The sequence below is a fragment of the Veillonella sp. Ser01 genome (genome assembly GCF_053850375.1).
The window spans coordinates 347,179-364,418 of the sequence record NZ_JBSPUA010000002.1; the positions used below are offsets into that span (position 1 = coordinate 347,179).

A 17,240-nucleotide genomic window follows, 5' to 3' on the forward strand; every position below is an offset into this window, starting at 1 on the left:
TGCGATGCGATGTAAGCGATAGAGAGCGTTTTTTATACTAAACGAGGATATACTTATGGAATATAGAATTGCAACAGTCCAAGACACGCCACATGTGGAAAATCTATGGGCATACTGCTTTGAACCAAAGGAAGACCCATTCTTCCAATATTACTTTACAAATTGCTATGAACCAGAAAATACAATGGTTGGTCTTGAACAAAATCAATTATTGAGTACCGTTCATTTGCGTCAATATAATATCAATGTTCGTGGTGCTGTATTGCCTACAAGCTATATGGTTGGCGTAGCCACACATCCAGCGGCTCGTCGTGGTGGCGTAGGTGGTGCGTTGTTAAAGGCTTCGCTTGAAGAACTTCGCAACCGAGGTCAAGCATTGACGATTTTGATGCCTTCCAAGGCTGCATTCTACCAACAATATGGGTGGGAACTCTATGCACATCAATGGGTGAACACTATGTCTCTTGAAGACTTGCGCCCTATGACTGATAAATCCTTGAGCTTTGGTTTACTTAATAGCGTTGACCAATGGACATTGCTTGATCCTGTATATAAAACATATACAGCCCGTCTTTCTGGTTATGCAGAGCGGGGTGAAAAGGAATGGAAACGCTTGCTCGGCAGCTTCTTTGCAGAAGGCGTGAATATCGCTGTAGTGCGCAATGATGAAGGAAGTATTGAAGGCTATGCAGTGTATCGCTTAGGTCAACCAGAAATTCCTGTATCCGAATTAGTTTATACTACACGTCGTGCACAACGAGCATTGTTGAACTACTTCTATAATCACCGCTCTCAAGGCACTACTATTCGTTGGAATGAGGGCCTTCACGATACATACTATCGCTTCTATCCAGATGGTAAAAGCGGACATTCCACAATGCCGTACATGATGAGCCGTATTGTGGATGTGAAAGCTGCCTTCGAATCCATTCCTGTAAACCCAGAGGCTTTGATGATGCCTATTACAATGACCTTTGGTGTGAAAGATAGCCTTTGTGAGTGGAATGAAGGTCGCTATGAAGTCCAATATGGCGGCGCATTGACACCAACTGTTAAAAAGGTGTCTGACACATTAGATGGGGACGTAGATATTACTGTTGAAGTCGGTGCTTTGAGCCAACTCTTAATGGGCACATTAACCGCTCGTGATCTTGCTTTTGAAGGTAAACTTTCAGCTAATGAGGAATGGCTAGAATTCTTCGATATTCTCTATCCTGAACAAAAAACATATATTAACGAATGGTGGTAATATGAGTTGGAAGACGTATACAGTGAAAGAGCCGACAGAGTTGACGGTCTCTAAATATGTAAAGGAACGCTTTTCATTATCCTCTCGAGATATTCAAATGATGTTCCGCAAGAAACGGGTGAAAGTAAATAGCCGTGTAGCCCATTCCCAGCGTTCCCTTAAAAAGGGTGATGTATTAACTTTGGAATTACCACAGGATAAGGACTATGGCGTCGATGTAGAAAAAGGGCCTATTGCAGTTCTCTACGAAGATGCTCATACCTTGGTGGTTGATAAAGCTCCATTCATGCTTGTTCATCCAGCGGGACAAACTAAATCTGGTACATTGAGTAACTATGTGGCTGGGTATTATGCGAAAAAAGGTGTAGTTCACAAGGTGCGCCCTGTACATCGTCTTGATCGAGACACATCTGGTTGTATTCTCTTTGGTAAAACAAAGGAAGCTCAGCAATATTACACTGATGAGTTGCAAGCTGGTCGTATCGACCGTATCTACACAGGCTTAGTAGAAGGCTGTATTAACGAAGATGGCGTAGTTGATGAACCTATTGGTGTTGATCCAGTATTTGATAATCGCCGTGTCATCGATGAGTTTGGTCAACCGGCTCAAACGGAATATACCGTTCTTGGTCATGACGGCGAACATACGCTATTGAAGTTCAAATTATTAACCGGCAGAACACATCAAATCCGCGTGCACATGGAACACATTGGTCATCCTATTGTGGGAGATGCCATGTATGGGACACGCAATAAACCCTATACACGTCAATGCTTACATGCGTCAGAAATCACCTTTGTACCCTATGGTAAGGACGAGCCTATCACAGTGACCTGTGAAGTAGGGGACAACTTTGGTCGTGAGAAGTAGTGATTGTGTATTTGTGTATACAAAAAACAATAGTGATAAAAATGCATAGTCTATGACTTAAAGTCATAGACTATGTTTTTTTTGTATTTTCAATTCACAGTGGACAGGAGTATACTATGTATAGACAAAAATTCTATAGAATTTAAAACTTAGATGAGGTTATGGACGGTCACAGCCGATAATATCACTACAGAATGGATTCTTTAGAGGTAGTTTATAGTTTATACTTTCACCAAGCCCGAACGGAACGATGCCGCTGCGCTTGGGATGATCAAGTGATATGAAGGAGTGCACGTTATGGATATGAATCAGAGCACAATTGAGCAACAACGTCTAGATCAAGCTAGACTAGAAGCCAATGGTATGTACAGCAGCCAATTTGAAAAGGATGCGTGCGGCATGGGCTTTGTTGTTAATATTAAAGGTAAAAAATCCCATGATATTATCGATGATGGTTTGCGTATTTTAGAGCGTCTTGAGCACCGCGGTGGTGCAGGTGCCGATAAGGACACAGGGGATGGTGCCGGTATTTTGGTACAAATTCCTCATGAGTTCTTCAAACGCGAATGCGAAGTGCTTGGTATCAATCTACCTGCAGCTGGAGAGTACGGCGTAGGTATGGTATTCGCTCACAAATATGAAAGCCTCCGTAACGAGCAAAAACGCATTTTCGAAGAGGTTGTTCGCGAAGAAGGCCAAGTTGTTCTTGGTTGGCGCGAAGTGCCAGTTGATGGTACAAAGGTTGGTCAAGAAGCAGCTGCCATTCGTCCATGGATGATTCAAATCCTCATCGGTAAAGGCCCAGATGTAACGAATAATAAAGAATTTGAACGTAAATTATATATTATTCGTAAATTAGCAGAAAAACGCATTGTTCCATTGAGCAAGGAATTATCTAGTGATTTCTATATTGCATCCTTGTCCTCTAAAACAATCGTATATAAAGGTATGTTAACACCTGGTCAATTGCGTGACTTCTACCTTGATTTGAGTGACCTTGACTTTACATCTGCATTGGCTATGGTTCACTCCCGTTTCAGTACGAATACATTCCCAAGCTGGGCTCGGGCGCATCCTAACCGTTTCTTAGTGCATAATGGTGAAATCAATACAATCCGTGGTAACGTAAACTGGATCAATGCTCGTGAAGGTAAGGCAGAATCTCCATTATTCCCAGATATTAAAAAAGTATTCCCTGTAGTAGATGACAGCGGTTCTGACTCCGCTATGTTCGACAATACTTTAGAATTCTTGCACATGACAGGTCGTTCCTTGCCTCATGCGATTATGATGATGATTCCTGAACCTTGGGAACGCAATAATCTCATGAGCCAAGAAAAACATGACTTCTATGAGTTCAATAGCTTCATGATGGAACCATGGGATGGTCCTGCTGCTATGGGCTTCACTGATGGTACTGTTATCGGTGGCGTACTTGACCGTAATGGTTTGCGTCCTGCTCGTTACTATGTAACAACTGATGATCGCGTTATCATGGCATCCGAAGTGGGTGTAGTAAACGAGAATGCTGAAAATATTCGCGCTAAAGGTCGTTTGGAACCAGGAAAAATGCTTCTCATCGATACAGAGGAACAACGCATTATTTCCGACGAAGAAATCAAACAACGGGTTGCTACTGAATTGCCATATGATGAATGGGTAAAAGAACATGTTATCCACTTGTCTGAAATTACTCAAGCTGATGAAAGTGATATTCCAAAAGTAGAAGATTTGTTCAAAAAGCAACAAGCCTTTGGTTATACTCAAGAAGACCTTGTACGTATGATCGTACCTATGGCAAAAGATGGTAAAGACCCTGTAGGTGCAATGGGTGCCGATGCTCCACTTGCTATCTTGTCCGATAAACCACAATTGTTATACAGCTACTTCAAGCAAATGTTCGCGCAAGTAACAAATCCTCCAATCGACTCCATTCGTGAGGAAATGGTTACATCTACACGCGTTATGCTTGGTAACTCTGGTAACTTAACAGACCCTAACAAAGCTGGTACCTATGCGTTGTCTATGCGTACACCAATCCTTACTAACCAAGAGTTGGCGTCCATTAAGGCTCTTGATTGCCGTCGTATGAAGTCTGTTACATTGCCAATCCTCTTCGACCCAACTAAGGGTGCGGATGGCTTGCGTGATGCATTGAATGAATTGTGCGAAAAAGCGGAAGAAGCAGCACGTACAGAGCAAAATGTATTGATTTTATCTGACCGTGGAGTCGATGAAAATCATGCACCAATTCCAGCGTTGCTAGCTGTAGCAGCTGTTCATAATCACTTAATTAGAAAAGTATTGCGCACAGAAATTGGTCTTATCCTCGAATCTGGTGAGCCTCGCGAAGTACATCATTTCTGTACATTGATCGGTTATGGTGTAACAGCTATCAATCCTTACTTGGCTCTTGAAACTGTACGCGATTTACAAGCTCGTAAACGCCTTGGTGATATTACACCTGAACAAGCAGAAAAGAATTACATTAAAGCAGCTGTAGGCGGTATTATGAAGGTTATGTCCAAAATGGGTATTTCCACAGTTCGTTCCTACCATGGTGCCCAAATCTTCGAAGCTTTGGGCTTGAACACCAATTTTATTAGTAAGTTCTTTGTAAATACACCAACTCGTATTGGCGGTATTGGTCTTGTAGGCGTTGCCAATGAAGCGTTGGCTCGTTATGACCGTGCTTTCAAATCCGACGAATCTGTGCTTGAACCAGGTGGTTGGTATGGTCCTGTAAAAGATGGGGAAGAGCATTTGTTCAACCCTAAAACAATTGATCTTTTACAAGAATCCCTTATCAACGGTGATTACGCAAAATATAAAGAATACTCTAAAGCGATTCGCAACGATTATCATGTAACATTGCGTTCCTTAATGGAATTAAACTACCCAGTAGGCGGCGGTATTCCTATCGAAGAGGTTGAACCTGAAGAATCCATCGTAAAACGCTTTAAAGCGGGTGCTATGAGTTATGGTGCCATCAGTAAAGAGGCTCATGAAACGATTGCTATCGCTATGAACCGTCTTGGTTCCACATCTAACTCTGGTGAAGGTGGCGAAGATGTAGCTCGCTTCAAACCATTACCAAATGGCGACAGCATGAACTCCGAAGTAAAACAGATCGCCTCTGGTCGTTTCGGTGTAACTGCGAACTACCTCATCCACGCAAAAGAATTGCAAATTAAATGCGCACAAGGTGCTAAACCAGGCGAAGGTGGTCAATTACCAGGTAAAAAAGTATACCCTGAAATCGGGAAAGCTCGTCACTCCACTCCAGGGGTTGAACTCGTATCTCCACCACCACATCATGATATTTACTCCATCGAAGACTTGGCTGAGTTGATTTATGATTTGAAATGCGTTAACAAAGATGCTCGCATTTCCGTTAAATTAACATCTGAAGCTGGCGTTGGTACTATCGCTGCTGGTGTGGCGAAAGCAAAAGCAGACAATATCTTAATCTCTGGTTACGATGGTGGTACAGGTGCGGCAGGCCGTACATCTGTAAAACACGCTGGTGTGCCTTGGGAATTAGGCTTGTCCGAAACACATCAAACATTGATGCTCAACAGATTGCGTGATCGCGTTAAATTGGAAGTAGACTCCAAGTTAATGACTGGTTTTGACGTAGCTGTTGCGGCTATGCTTGGCGCTGAGTTATTCGGTTTTGGCACATTACCACTCGTTGCTGTAGGCTGTAAAATGGCTCGTGTATGTAACCTCAACACATGTCCTTATGGCGTAGCGACACAAGATGAAAAATTGCGTGCTCGTTTCACAGGTAAACCTGAGTATGTAGAAAACTTAATGATCTTCATTGCTCGTGAATTACGTGAAATTATGGCTCGCTTAGGCATTCGCTCCGTAGCTGAACTCGTTGGTCGTATCGATCTAGTTCGTCAAAAATCTCAAGACGATAACTTCAAATTGTCTCGCGTTGACCTTAAACGCGTATTATTCCACCCATACATCGATGCATCTGTAGGTCATATGCACATGATTGACCAAGATCATGAATTGGAACGCACATTGGATATGTCCAAGCTCTTGCGTATGTGCCGTCCTGCTATTGAGGACCAAAAACCTATTCGCGCTAAATTGGCTATCAACAACATTAACCGTGTAGTAGGTACTTTGGTTGGCTCTGAGGTGACACGTCGTTATGGTGAAAGCGGCTTGCCAGATAACACAATCAAGTTGAACTTTGAAGGTTCTGCTGGCCAATCCTTTGGTGCTTTCATTCCTAAAGGCATGACATTAGAACTTGAAGGGGATGCAAACGATTACCTCGGTAAAGGTTTGTCTGGTGGTACAATCACTGTATATCCACCTAAGAAATCTATTTTTGAAGCGGATGAAAACATCCTTATCGGTAACGTTGCATTCTACGGTGCTACATCTGGTACAGCCTACATTAATGGTGTTGCTGGTGAACGTTTCGCTGTTCGTAACAGTGGTATCACTGCTGTTGTTGAAGGCTTAGGCGACCATGGTTGTGAATACATGACTGGTGGCGAAGTTCTTGTACTCGGTAAAATCGGCCGTAACTTTGCAGCAGGCATGTCCGGTGGCTATGCATATATCCTCGATTGTGATGAACGCTATGTAAATACAGGCCTTGTAGAATTACGTCCTGCTAATAATGATGACCTTAAACGGATTAAAGAATTAGTAGAACAACATGTATTGCACACTAATTCCGCTAAAGGCCGTCACATCCTTGAAAACTGGAATAACTTTGTAAACAGATTTACAAAAGCTGTACCTGTAGCATACGAAGAAATGCACGCTGCTATTGAACGCTATAAAGAACAAGGTTTATCCTTGGAAGAAGCACAATTAGCTGCATTTAAAGAAAAATATGCAAAATAATTTCTAATCTAACTGAATATCCTTTAGATAAGACATATGAAATGCCTCTATAGCTTTGACTATAGAGGCATTTTCATGTATAATATTTGTATTGCAATATTGGATCATGGCAGTTCTCGGGCCTGTGCAATGGGGGCCTGTGAATCGTGTCAGGACTGAGAGGTAGCAGCACTAAGCGGTAACCTTCATGTGCCACGGGGAACCCGGGGGCTGTCGTGATCGAATATTGCAAGGCGGCCTGAGGGGCCGCTTTTTTTATGCCTAATATAGAATGCATGATATTCGATTCTGGACTATACGATGTTTTATTGTGAATCATATGATGAAATTTTGACTAGGCAATATCAGTATTATTTATAAGTAAATATATTACTTTCGCATTGGGGAAAGAACTTTATTAAGGAAGTCAGAATTTCATGAATATGGTATAATAAAGTATTGTAATTTTCGGAAAAAGGGGGTGTTCCAATGGCATATATTGCGTTATATCGTAAGTACCGTCCGCAGACGTTTACCGATGTGGTCGGTCAGCATCAGGTATCGGATACATTGATGCGCGCTATTCGTGAGGATAAGGTAGCTCATGCGTATTTGTTCGCTGGTCCGCGAGGGACTGGTAAGACGAGTATGGCCAAGATTTTCGCACGCGCTATCAACTGCGAGCATGGGCCAACGGATCATCCTTGTAATGAGTGTAGTGCTTGTAAATCGATTTTGAGCGGCCAGTCCATGGATGTTCTTGAAATCGACGCCGCATCCAATCGTGGTATCGATGAGGTGCGTGCCCTTCGTGAAAGCGTCAAATTCATGCCTGTTGAGGGGCGTAAAAAGGTGTTCATCATCGACGAAGCCCACATGCTCACAACTGAGGCGTGGAACGCGCTTTTAAAAACTATCGAAGAGCCACCGGCTCACGTTATGTTTATCTTTGCTACTACAGAAATTGAAAAATTGCCTGTTACTATCGTGTCTCGTTGTCAGCGCTATACCTTCAGACGAATTACGTCAGACGATATCGCACAGCGTTTATCCTATGTAGCGGAAAAGGAAGGATTTGGCTTAGATCCTGCAGCAGCACAGCTCATCGCTGTTCATGCAGACGGCGGTTTGCGCGATGCGTTGAGTATCTTAGACCAATGTGCCGGTATGGCAACAGGTACTATTACGCCGCAAGTAGTAGAAGAACTGATCGGTCTTGTTAGTAAGGAATGGATTATTCATTTCCTTGATGCGTTACGTAATGGTGATGGACCTAAGTTGTTGTCCTATATTCACGATGCCTTAGCAGAAGGTCGTGATGCAACGCAGATTATGGAAGCCCTCATCCAGCACGTGCGGGCCTTGCTTGTAGGTAAGGTAGCACCTGATGCAGATGAGCTCAAGGTATATGATGCTTTTAAGGATGAGTTTTTAGCTCAAGCTGAAAGCATCGATTTTAATGAGCTTAATCAATATGTGCGCAGTGCTCAATCCATCATGAATGATGCAAAACAGGTGGATAATCCACGAACTATTATCGAAATGGGCTTACTCGTTTTATGTGCTAAATTAGGTTCTGTTGATGAAAGCTTAGAAGACCGTGTGTATGCATTAGAGTCTTCAGAACGATCTGAACGAAACGATTTATTGAACCGCATGGCTCAATTAGAACAACGAGGCCCAGCTGTGGCAACTACACCTGCTTATGGTGCTAATTCCTTTGGACCACCAAGTGGTTATGTCAATAGCTTTGTTCCTGTAGATAATGCTGCTGTACAGCATGCTTCCATGAGTGGTACCCAAAATAGTCCTGTTGGTACTGTGCCGCCTCCAAGTGGAGTGGGGATGACACCACCGCCTGCGAGTGTAGGCATGACACCTCCACCTATGGGTACACCAGGTAGTACACCGCCTCCTATGACTGGAGTAGGTATGGCTCCGCCTCCAATGGGCGGCGTTGGTATGGCACCACCACCAATTACAAGTAGTGCACCTGAACGACCTGCTAGAAATCAAGCCAAAGGTCGTGGTAAAAAAGGTATTAGTACACAAGCTATTATTAGTGATCAAATCTTGTCTGCTCAAGAGTATCGTAATGTACAGTCTAATGTCATTAAATACTTGAAGGACAGCAATCGCAATATGACCTCTACCGTAATTGGCCAAGGTCAACTTGTATACGTTGACCAAAGTAAGGCTGTTATGGCCTTTAAAAATACATTGCACCTCAATGTAATGACCAACGAAGTAAACTTGGCAGAAGCGGCAGATGCTTTCACCTATACGCTAGGCTATCCAGTACATGTAGAAATCGTTGATGCCCTTACACAAGTTTACAAAGACTATAAAAAAGCCTCTGGCAGTACGACGCAGCACCAAGTAAAAGCGCCGCAACGTCCACCAGAACCAATGGTTGATGTGCAGAAGACCTCTGGAGGTCAACCAACGCAAATGGATTTAACAAATCCATCAGCACCACAAGGCACTAATAATGCTTCAGTGGGAAATAGCTCAGCAGGAGCTAATAGAGCTCAAGCTAGTAGCGCGTCACAAGCTCAACAACCTATCGCACAGGTTGGAGGTCCTACACCTGAAGAGCCGGCTAGTAAGCCTGATTCCGGAGCGGTAGATGCGGCAAAGGCTGCAGCGTTAGCCTTCTTGGCGAAGAAGACGGGCGGTGCTGCTGTAAGTGCTACAACTGGTGCTGATACGAGTGAGGTCGGAGCAGAAACATCACCATCTAATGGAGATGTACCGATTACATCTTTTGTTGGCAGTCCATCTACTCAGGTGCCTGATGGGGAGATTCCTATCGAGTCACTAGCAGGTTCCGTTGAAGGCGATGATATTCCAGTTCATTCCTTTGATGATGTGCCGGTAGATGATATGGAGGAATCCTACGTATCATCTTTAGATGATATGCCACCACATCCATTAGATAGTGTTACTGTTATTAGCGATGATGGGGAAGTCTTAGAACGCCCTATGGATAGCGGTGCACATATTGAGGTAGAAGCTGTCCCAAAGTCTAATGGGGGCGAACAGCAACAGGGAACCCCTTATCAAAGTGATGGACATGCAATGCTTTCACAAGCACCTATTGAAGTTGCGCCTATCGATAGCGTGACGGTAGCTCGTGAATATGCATGGGATCCAGAGCATATGACAGAAGAGGAACGAAACAATCCTCTTTTGGCAGAAACATTAGAGAAACTATCTGAAGATCACGACATCATCGTCGAGGTCATCGAAGAATAAATCAATTAGAATATGAGTATAGGACGTAGATCCTAAAAGGAGGAATTACAATGTTTGGTAAAGGTATGGGCAATATGGCTGGCATGATGAAAAAAGTTCAAAAAATGCAAGCAGATATGAAGAAAATGCAAGAAGAATTAAAAACTCGTACAGTAGAGGCTTCCGTTGGTGGCGGTGCTGTAACAGTTGTGATGAACGGTGAAAAAATCATCGAATCTTTGAAATTGAACCCCACTGCAGTTGATCCTGAAGACGTAGAAATGTTAGAAGATTTAGTGATGGCTGCGGTAAACGAAGCTAGCAAAAAAGTAGACGACCTCTTGGCTCAAGAAATGGGTAAAGTAACTGGTGGTCTTAACTTGCCAACAGGTTTATTCTAAATGACAAACGCTTTAGAACGGCTCGTAGAGCAGTTGCGCCGCTTGCCAGGTATTGGCTCCAAGTCGGCTAGACGCTTGGCCTATCATTTGGTAGAAATGCCGAAGGAAGAGGTAGACCGTCTCGTGGAAACCATCGTAGAAGCGAAGGGAGCTACACGTCACTGTTCTATTTGCTTTAACTTATCAGCTCAAGACCCTTGCGAATTTTGTAGCAATCCGAATCGCGATCAAACGACGATTATGGTCGTTGAAACATCTCGCGATGTCATTGCTATCGAGCGCAGTGGTGACTATAAGGGCTTATATCACGTATTGGAAGGTGCCTTGTCCCCTATGGAGGGCATCGGTGCTGACGATATTCGCGTAAAAGAATTGATTACCCGCCTTCGGGATGGTGTGGTACAAGAGGTTATTCTCGCTACTGACCCAGACGTAGAAGGGGAGGCGACAGCTCTCTATTTGGCGCGTTTATTAAGCCCAAGCGGCATTAAGGTAACGCGTATTGCCCGCGGTGTTCCTGTAGGTGGCGATATCGAATATGCCGATGAATTAACGTTAGGCGGTGCTGTAGTAAACCGCCAAGAAATGAAAGGATAATATGGGAGCTTTATTAGCATCACCGATTATTTCGGCGGTTATATCCGTTGCTGTAGCCTACATTGCTTTCAAAGTAGCATTTTTCACCATTAAACGGGTGGCTATGAATGCAGTAACTGGTATTTTGACGTATTTAGTATGCGTTCATATCCTCAATATTCCTATGGATATTGGTTTGGGCGTATGGGCTTTAACAGCAATTCTAGGCCCTATTCCAATGCTCATTGCAGCCGGATGGTACGGCTTTTTAAAATAGGAGGACCTCATGCTTATCAATCGTGAACAACAACGCGTTATTGATGAAGTTGAACAGAATATCCTCTTGTTAGCGTCCGCTGGGACGGGAAAAACGAATACACTTGCTTATCGAGTGGCTCACCTCATCGAGGGCGGCTATGCGAAGGCGGAGAATATCTTGTGCATGACCTTTACGAACAAGGCGGCAAATGAGATGAAAGACCGCATTCAATCGCTCGTAGGCAGTCCTGCAAAGGCTGTGGAGGTTAGTACATTCCACAGCTTTTGCTTTTTCGTGCTCCAACAAGAGGGCAAGCGCAATGAAACCTTGTATACGGATGTAACCATCTTTGATGAAGAGGATTGTAAGGAATTGTCTGAACCGTATCGTCCGGGTAAATTGCGAGAAATGTCCTTTGCCAACATCATCGGCATGGTAAAAGAATATCGCTCCTTATATGGGTTCTATTCTGATGATCTCGTAGGCGACTATAAACGAACTATTGAGCGTTTGCAAAAGGAACAGCGTCCTGCAATTGAGCAACAGTTCTCTAGTTTTGGCAATGTTTTATATAGTGAACTCCATGACTTTTTGAACCATGGTCACGAATGGATTGCCGCTTATGATGAAAGCTTAGCCTCCGTACATGGTCTAGATTTTACGGACCTTATCTGTGGTGTTCATCGTCTATTCCAAGACCCTGTAGTTCGGGAGCGTTGGCGTAGTCGTTATAACTATATTTCTGTAGATGAAATGCAAGATACAGGTGTACTAGAGTACAAGGTATTAGAAATGCTTTGGGAAGGTAATCACGTCCTATTATGTGGGGACTATTTCCAAACCATATACGAATGGCGCGGGTCTGATCCATTCCGCTTGCTCAAGCAGTTTGATGCGGACTTTAAGCCTTTAAAAATTATTTTCTACGAAAACTACCGCTCTAACTGGACGCTCTTTACGATGGCTTTCAAAACATTGCAGAATATGTTCCCTGATCTCGTAGGCTCTATCTATACTGAATTGCCTCGTGCCAATAGTGAAAGAAAGGGCAAGCCTGTTCTCATTAAAGGTTGTAAAAATAGCTATCTTGAGGGCCGTTATATTTATGAATCTATCTGCGCCTTGCCAAAGGATGCCAATATTGGCGTTCTAGTACGAGATAATAAAAAGGCGCAACGGCTGAGCGACTCCTTTGAACGCCTTAATAATGAAAAGCCTGAAGATGAACGTCGCCACTTTATGATTATTGACGAGTTTAAATTCTTTAGACGTCAAGAAATCAAAGACGTTATGGCTTACTTTAAACTGCTCATGAACCCGAATGACTCTGTCAGCGCTAAGCGCATTATAAAACGCTATGTTGCGGGCATCGGTGATGCGCGTATCGCCGCTATTGAAAACCCTGAGACGCGTCAAGTAGGCCTAAAGTTGACGGACTTTATGGATATGCCTATCTTTGAAGCAGAGCCGTATGCCAAGCTCGTCAGTGGCTTAGAAAATCATGAGGTCGTAGTGTACGACGTAGAAAGTACGGGCACCGATACGTCCCAGGATCGTATCATTCAAATTGCAGCTATTCGTATCGATGAAAATGGGCAGGTCTTAGAGACCTTTGAACGCTTTATCAATCCAGGCGTACCTGTAGGACAATCTGAAGAGGTACACGGCTTCTCTGATGGGTATTTACAAGAACACGGTGAAGAGCCAGCTATAGTGTTGCAAGCCTTTAAGGAATTCTCCAAGAATGCTATTATTGTAGGCCATAATGTAAATTATGATGTCACCATCTTTACTAATGAATTGGCACGCCATAATTTAGGTAATCCAGAGTTCAAGGCTATTTATGATACACTCGACATCTATCGTAGATTCTATCCTAATTTACCAAATCATAAATTGGGCTTCCTTGCTTCAGAGTTTCCTATCAATCATGAGCCTACACACAATGCGATGGACGATATCTTGGCCACTGCACAGCTTTTAATCTATGCAGTAAAAGAAAATATTGTGCCTACAACGACTGGTCGTATGGTGGCAATCAATAAGTATAAAGCAGCTTTCACCAATATTGCGTCTCAAATGGCGACGTTACGTAGAAAGGCCTATACGGAGCTGCCAACGAAGTTATTGGCGTACATTATGAACCAAATGGGGGTTCTAGAATATTATAAATCCCATGGAGAAGCGGCAAAGGTAGAGCATATACGCGATTTGTATCGCATTATGGAAAAACTAGATGCTGCCTATGAGGGCCCGGCTGGGTTAGCTCGATTAAATCAAATCTTGCAGATGGCGGCCCTTACCGCAGGTGAGCCAGCTCAACAGGTACGAAACGAAGATCGCATTCCTATCATTACCATCCACCAAGCAAAGGGGAGTGAGTTTGACCATGTATTCCTAGCAGGCCTCAACGAAGGTACCTTCCCAAGCCCATTTGCCATTGCAGAAGGGCGTGAAGATGAAGAAAAACGCTTGTTCTATGTGGCCATTACACGCCCTAAACAAGAACTGACCATTACCTTTGAACAAACCAATATACGTGGCCGAGCAGTTCAACCAAGCTCGCTACTGAACTATATGCCACGAGACAATGAACTCGTAGAAAGGAGATACTAATGGCGAGAAAAACACATCGTCCCGACGATATTTTGTGGACCGTAACCGCCGCAGATATAGACGCTGCACGTAGTGAAAAACAGGATGTTACATTAGGTGAAGTATTAGATACAAAATATCCTCGTAAGTCTTTAGTAAAGTTATTTGAGGAAAAACTAATCCACATCAGCGGTCATAAAGCAACGCCAAAGGATGTTATCTCCGAAGGTGACGAGATTTGGATCGCCATGGCTAAGGAAAAAATAGATTACGAACCCATAGAAATGGAACTACATATCTTATATGAAGATGATGATCTCCTCATTGTGGATAAACCAGCAGGTGTGACGGTAAACTCTAAAGACCAAGTATCCCTTGCCAATGGTGTGGCCTATTACTTTAAAGAACATGGTATTAAGCGGAAGGTACGTTTCTTGAATCGCTTAGATAGAGATACGACGGGCTGTATTGTGATTGCTAAAAGTGGCTTAGCCCAAAGTCTTTATCAACAGCAAATGGATGATAATACCTTTGAAAAGTGGTATATGGCTACTGTGGAAGGCATCGTAGAAGCTGATGAAGATTCCTTGGTATTATCTATGGATCGCAGTGTTGATGGGATTCATTACGAAGTCAATCCTAAGGGAAAAGAGACTCGTACAGATTATTCCGTCCTACGTAGACATCAATCACAGCCTGTGGATAACTCTGTGAATAAGTCCCCGAATTCTGTGGATAGAGTATCAAAAAATGTGGATATAGAATTACCAAATGTGGATAAAAGTGGTCGAAATGTGGACAAATCTGTGCATAACTACCAAGAATGTGGATATACAGAGGTTTTAGTCCGTTTGTACACAGGAAAAACACATCAAATTCGTGTAGCTTTTAGTCATATAGGTCACCCTCTCGTAGGGGATACATTATATGGCGCACAACCAACGGGGCAGCCGTTCCAATTGCGTGCCCAAAAGGTTGTATTTACACACATGCGCACAGGCGAGCGTATTACGGTTACTGCATAAGATTGTGAAGTCACAATACATCAAACATTCTAATTGAGAATTGAGAATTATTGATAACTTAGTAAAATCAATGATTTTATAAAAATTTTTCGAAAAATATAATGACAAATGATAATCGATAAGCTATAATAGAAATGTAAATAAATCGATAGGCTTCGATTTATAGCTTAGTGAATTGAATGTAAGAGGTGTAGTTTAATATGATTTTGCAAGAAAATGGTGCAGCACGTAATCGGGGGATTACGCTTGCTAGTATAAAAGGTATTATAGGTAACGTCGTTCTCGTTATTTTTAAAATGATTGTAGGCCTTGCGTCTAACTCTATCGCCATCATCCTTGATGCGGTAAACAACTTAACAGACGTTTTGTCCTCTGTATTGACAATTGTTGGTACAAAATTAGCAGCTAAGGGTGCCGATAAGGAGCATCCATTTGGTCATGGTCGTATCGAATATATGACTACCATGGCCATTGCTTTCATCATCCTTGGTGCAGGCATTGGATCCCTCAAGGAATCTATTGAAAAAATTCTTCACCCTGAGGTATCTACCTTTGATGTTCCAAGCTTGGCCATTATCGCTGTTGCTATTGTGGTGAAAGTTGTAATGGGCCGTTATATTAAGGCGCAAGGTGAGAAATATAAATCCGATGCCCTTGTAGCATCTGGTATCGATGCCCTTTTTGATGCGGTAATTACCTTTGCTACCTTGGTATCTGCAGCTTTAGTATTCTTCTTTAACTTTGATATTCAAGGTTATGTAGGGGCCGCTATCTCCGTATTGATTTTGAAAGCTGCTTATGACATTTTAAAAGAAATGTATAATCACTTGCTTGGCGTTCGTGCAGATGATAACTTAGTTCGTGAAATTAAAGAAACTATCGCTCAACATCCAAATGTGGGCGGTGTATATGATTTAGTATTAAATAGCTACGGTCCTGGTGAAACAATTGGCTCCGTTCATATTACAGTGCCAGATACGATGACCATGGCAGATATTCATCCCCTAACAAAAGGTATCGCCGTTCATCTCTATAAAAAATTTGGTATTGCTATGACCGTTGGCGTATATGCTGAAAACCAACCTAGTGTAGAAGTGCTTGAAATAAGACAAGCTCTCGACCAAGTTGTGAGTCTATATACCCATGTAGTACAAGTACATGCGTTCTACGTACAAGAAGAAAAGAAAGTTATCTACTACGATATTATCTTTGACTTTGACGAAGAAGATCCGCATGGTACATTAGAAAAAATTAAAGCAGAAATGCAAAAACGCTGCCCTGAATATACACAATTTGCTATCGTAGACACTGACTTCAGTAACTAATAGTATAAAAAATAAAGGCTTCAATCAATCATCGACAGAATACGTTTTGTCGAGCATTGGTTGAAGCCTTTTCTTTTATAAGTTGAGAGAGCTAGTTATACTATAAGTAAGAGAGCGGAGATTCTGTGTTACTATGAAACCAGGTAATTAAGGCTACATGTATAGAAAATAGACTAACTTGAAATTTATGCCCTAAGTGAATATAATATATTGTGTAAAATATAATTTGTTTAGGGAATTCTATCTGAGGAGAGATATAATGAAGAAATTTGCTCTTACAACGTTAGCTGTAATGGCGGCCGTTGGTGTGTTGGCAGTTCAGCCTGCAGATGCGAAAAAGGTACAACAAGATCTTGCGGTGTCACCTATTGAAATGCCCATGAATGATGAAATTCAACAGGTAAATGGTGTCTCCAAAGAGACTAATAAAGAAACACAACGTTTGTCTAATAAGTTAGCAGATGCTACAAGAGTGATGGTTAAGAAAAATTGGAAAACCATCTATATTAAAGCTGTACCTACAGGAGATAAATCAGCTGTACGTTTCTATTACACAGATAAAAATGGTCAAGTATATAATGGCCAAGTCATTAGAAATACTGGTTTATCTAAAGGTAAATATATGACTGGTTCATTGCGACAAGTTGAAGCGCTACAAGAATTAGTAAAGCATTTACAACAAAATGGTCAAGAGGTACCATCCTCCATTGATCTTATTATTACCCAAGGCGGATATCGTACCAAGACGATCTTTAATTATGGCGAAGATACAAGTAATCTACCTGCTTATCAACAACAATATGAACAACAAAACTTCCCTACTATGAAGTAAAAGAAAGGCC

The 17,240-nt window shown here is 42.4% G+C and carries 11 protein-coding genes and 1 other RNA gene; all 12 read left to right on the plus strand.

The window, feature by feature from the left end:
- The first annotated feature begins 55 nt into the window (after positions 1-55).
- Complete coding sequence (locus tag ACWTVK_RS05485) at positions 56-1,249, plus strand: GNAT family N-acetyltransferase (RefSeq protein WP_456046209.1); 1,194 nt, start codon at positions 56-58, stop codon at positions 1,247-1,249.
- 1 nt (position 1,250) lies between these two features.
- The gene (locus ACWTVK_RS05490; RefSeq protein WP_456046210.1) at positions 1,251-2,120 is read left to right on the plus strand and encodes an RluA family pseudouridine synthase; all 870 of its coding nucleotides are present in this window, start codon (positions 1,251-1,253) and stop codon (positions 2,118-2,120) included.
- A gap of 297 nt (positions 2,121-2,417) precedes the next feature.
- Entirely contained in the window at positions 2,418-7,001 is a 4,584-nt protein-coding gene (gene gltB / locus ACWTVK_RS05495; RefSeq protein WP_456046211.1) for a glutamate synthase large subunit, read from the plus strand.
- A 113-nt stretch (positions 7,002-7,114) separates the two neighbouring features.
- Positions 7,115-7,214, plus strand: an RNA gene (ffs, locus tag ACWTVK_RS05500) — signal recognition particle sRNA small type.
- Positions 7,215-7,469: 255 nt separating this feature from the next.
- Positions 7,470-10,238, plus strand: coding sequence for a DNA polymerase III subunit gamma/tau (gene dnaX / locus ACWTVK_RS05505; RefSeq protein ID WP_456046212.1), 2,769 nt, complete (start codon positions 7,470-7,472; stop codon positions 10,236-10,238).
- A 50-nt stretch (positions 10,239-10,288) separates the two neighbouring features.
- Positions 10,289-10,618: a YbaB/EbfC family nucleoid-associated protein gene (locus ACWTVK_RS05510; protein WP_008602262.1), complete on the plus strand. Its 330-nt coding sequence runs from the start codon at positions 10,289-10,291 to the stop codon at positions 10,616-10,618.
- Positions 10,619-11,215 carry a recombination mediator RecR gene (gene recR / locus ACWTVK_RS05515; RefSeq protein ID WP_288187926.1) on the plus strand — a complete coding sequence of 199 codons (597 nt, stop codon included), beginning with the start codon at positions 10,619-10,621 and terminating at the stop codon, positions 11,213-11,215.
- Position 11,216: 1 nt separating this feature from the next.
- A complete protein-coding gene (locus ACWTVK_RS05520; protein WP_456046213.1) occupies positions 11,217-11,471 on the plus strand; it encodes a hypothetical protein in 255 nt (84 codons plus the stop codon).
- Between the two features lie 9 nt (positions 11,472-11,480).
- Positions 11,481-14,069 (plus strand): 3'-5' exonuclease, encoded by a 2,589-nt coding sequence (locus ACWTVK_RS05525; RefSeq protein ID WP_456046214.1) that lies wholly within the window; start codon positions 11,481-11,483, stop codon positions 14,067-14,069.
- Positions 14,069-15,073: an RluA family pseudouridine synthase gene (locus ACWTVK_RS05530; RefSeq protein ID WP_456046215.1), complete on the plus strand. Its 1,005-nt coding sequence runs from the start codon at positions 14,069-14,071 to the stop codon at positions 15,071-15,073. Before ACWTVK_RS05525 ends, ACWTVK_RS05530 begins: the two co-directional genes overlap by 1 nt.
- Positions 15,074-15,273: 200 nt before the next feature.
- The gene (locus ACWTVK_RS05535) at positions 15,274-16,398 is read left to right on the plus strand and encodes a cation diffusion facilitator family transporter (RefSeq protein ID WP_456046216.1); all 1,125 of its coding nucleotides are present in this window, start codon (positions 15,274-15,276) and stop codon (positions 16,396-16,398) included.
- A 259-nt stretch (positions 16,399-16,657) separates the two neighbouring features.
- Positions 16,658-17,230 carry an immunity protein YezG family protein gene (locus tag ACWTVK_RS05540; protein ID WP_456046218.1) on the plus strand — a complete coding sequence of 191 codons (573 nt, stop codon included), beginning with the start codon at positions 16,658-16,660 and terminating at the stop codon, positions 17,228-17,230.
- Positions 17,231-17,240 lie beyond the last annotated feature (10 nt).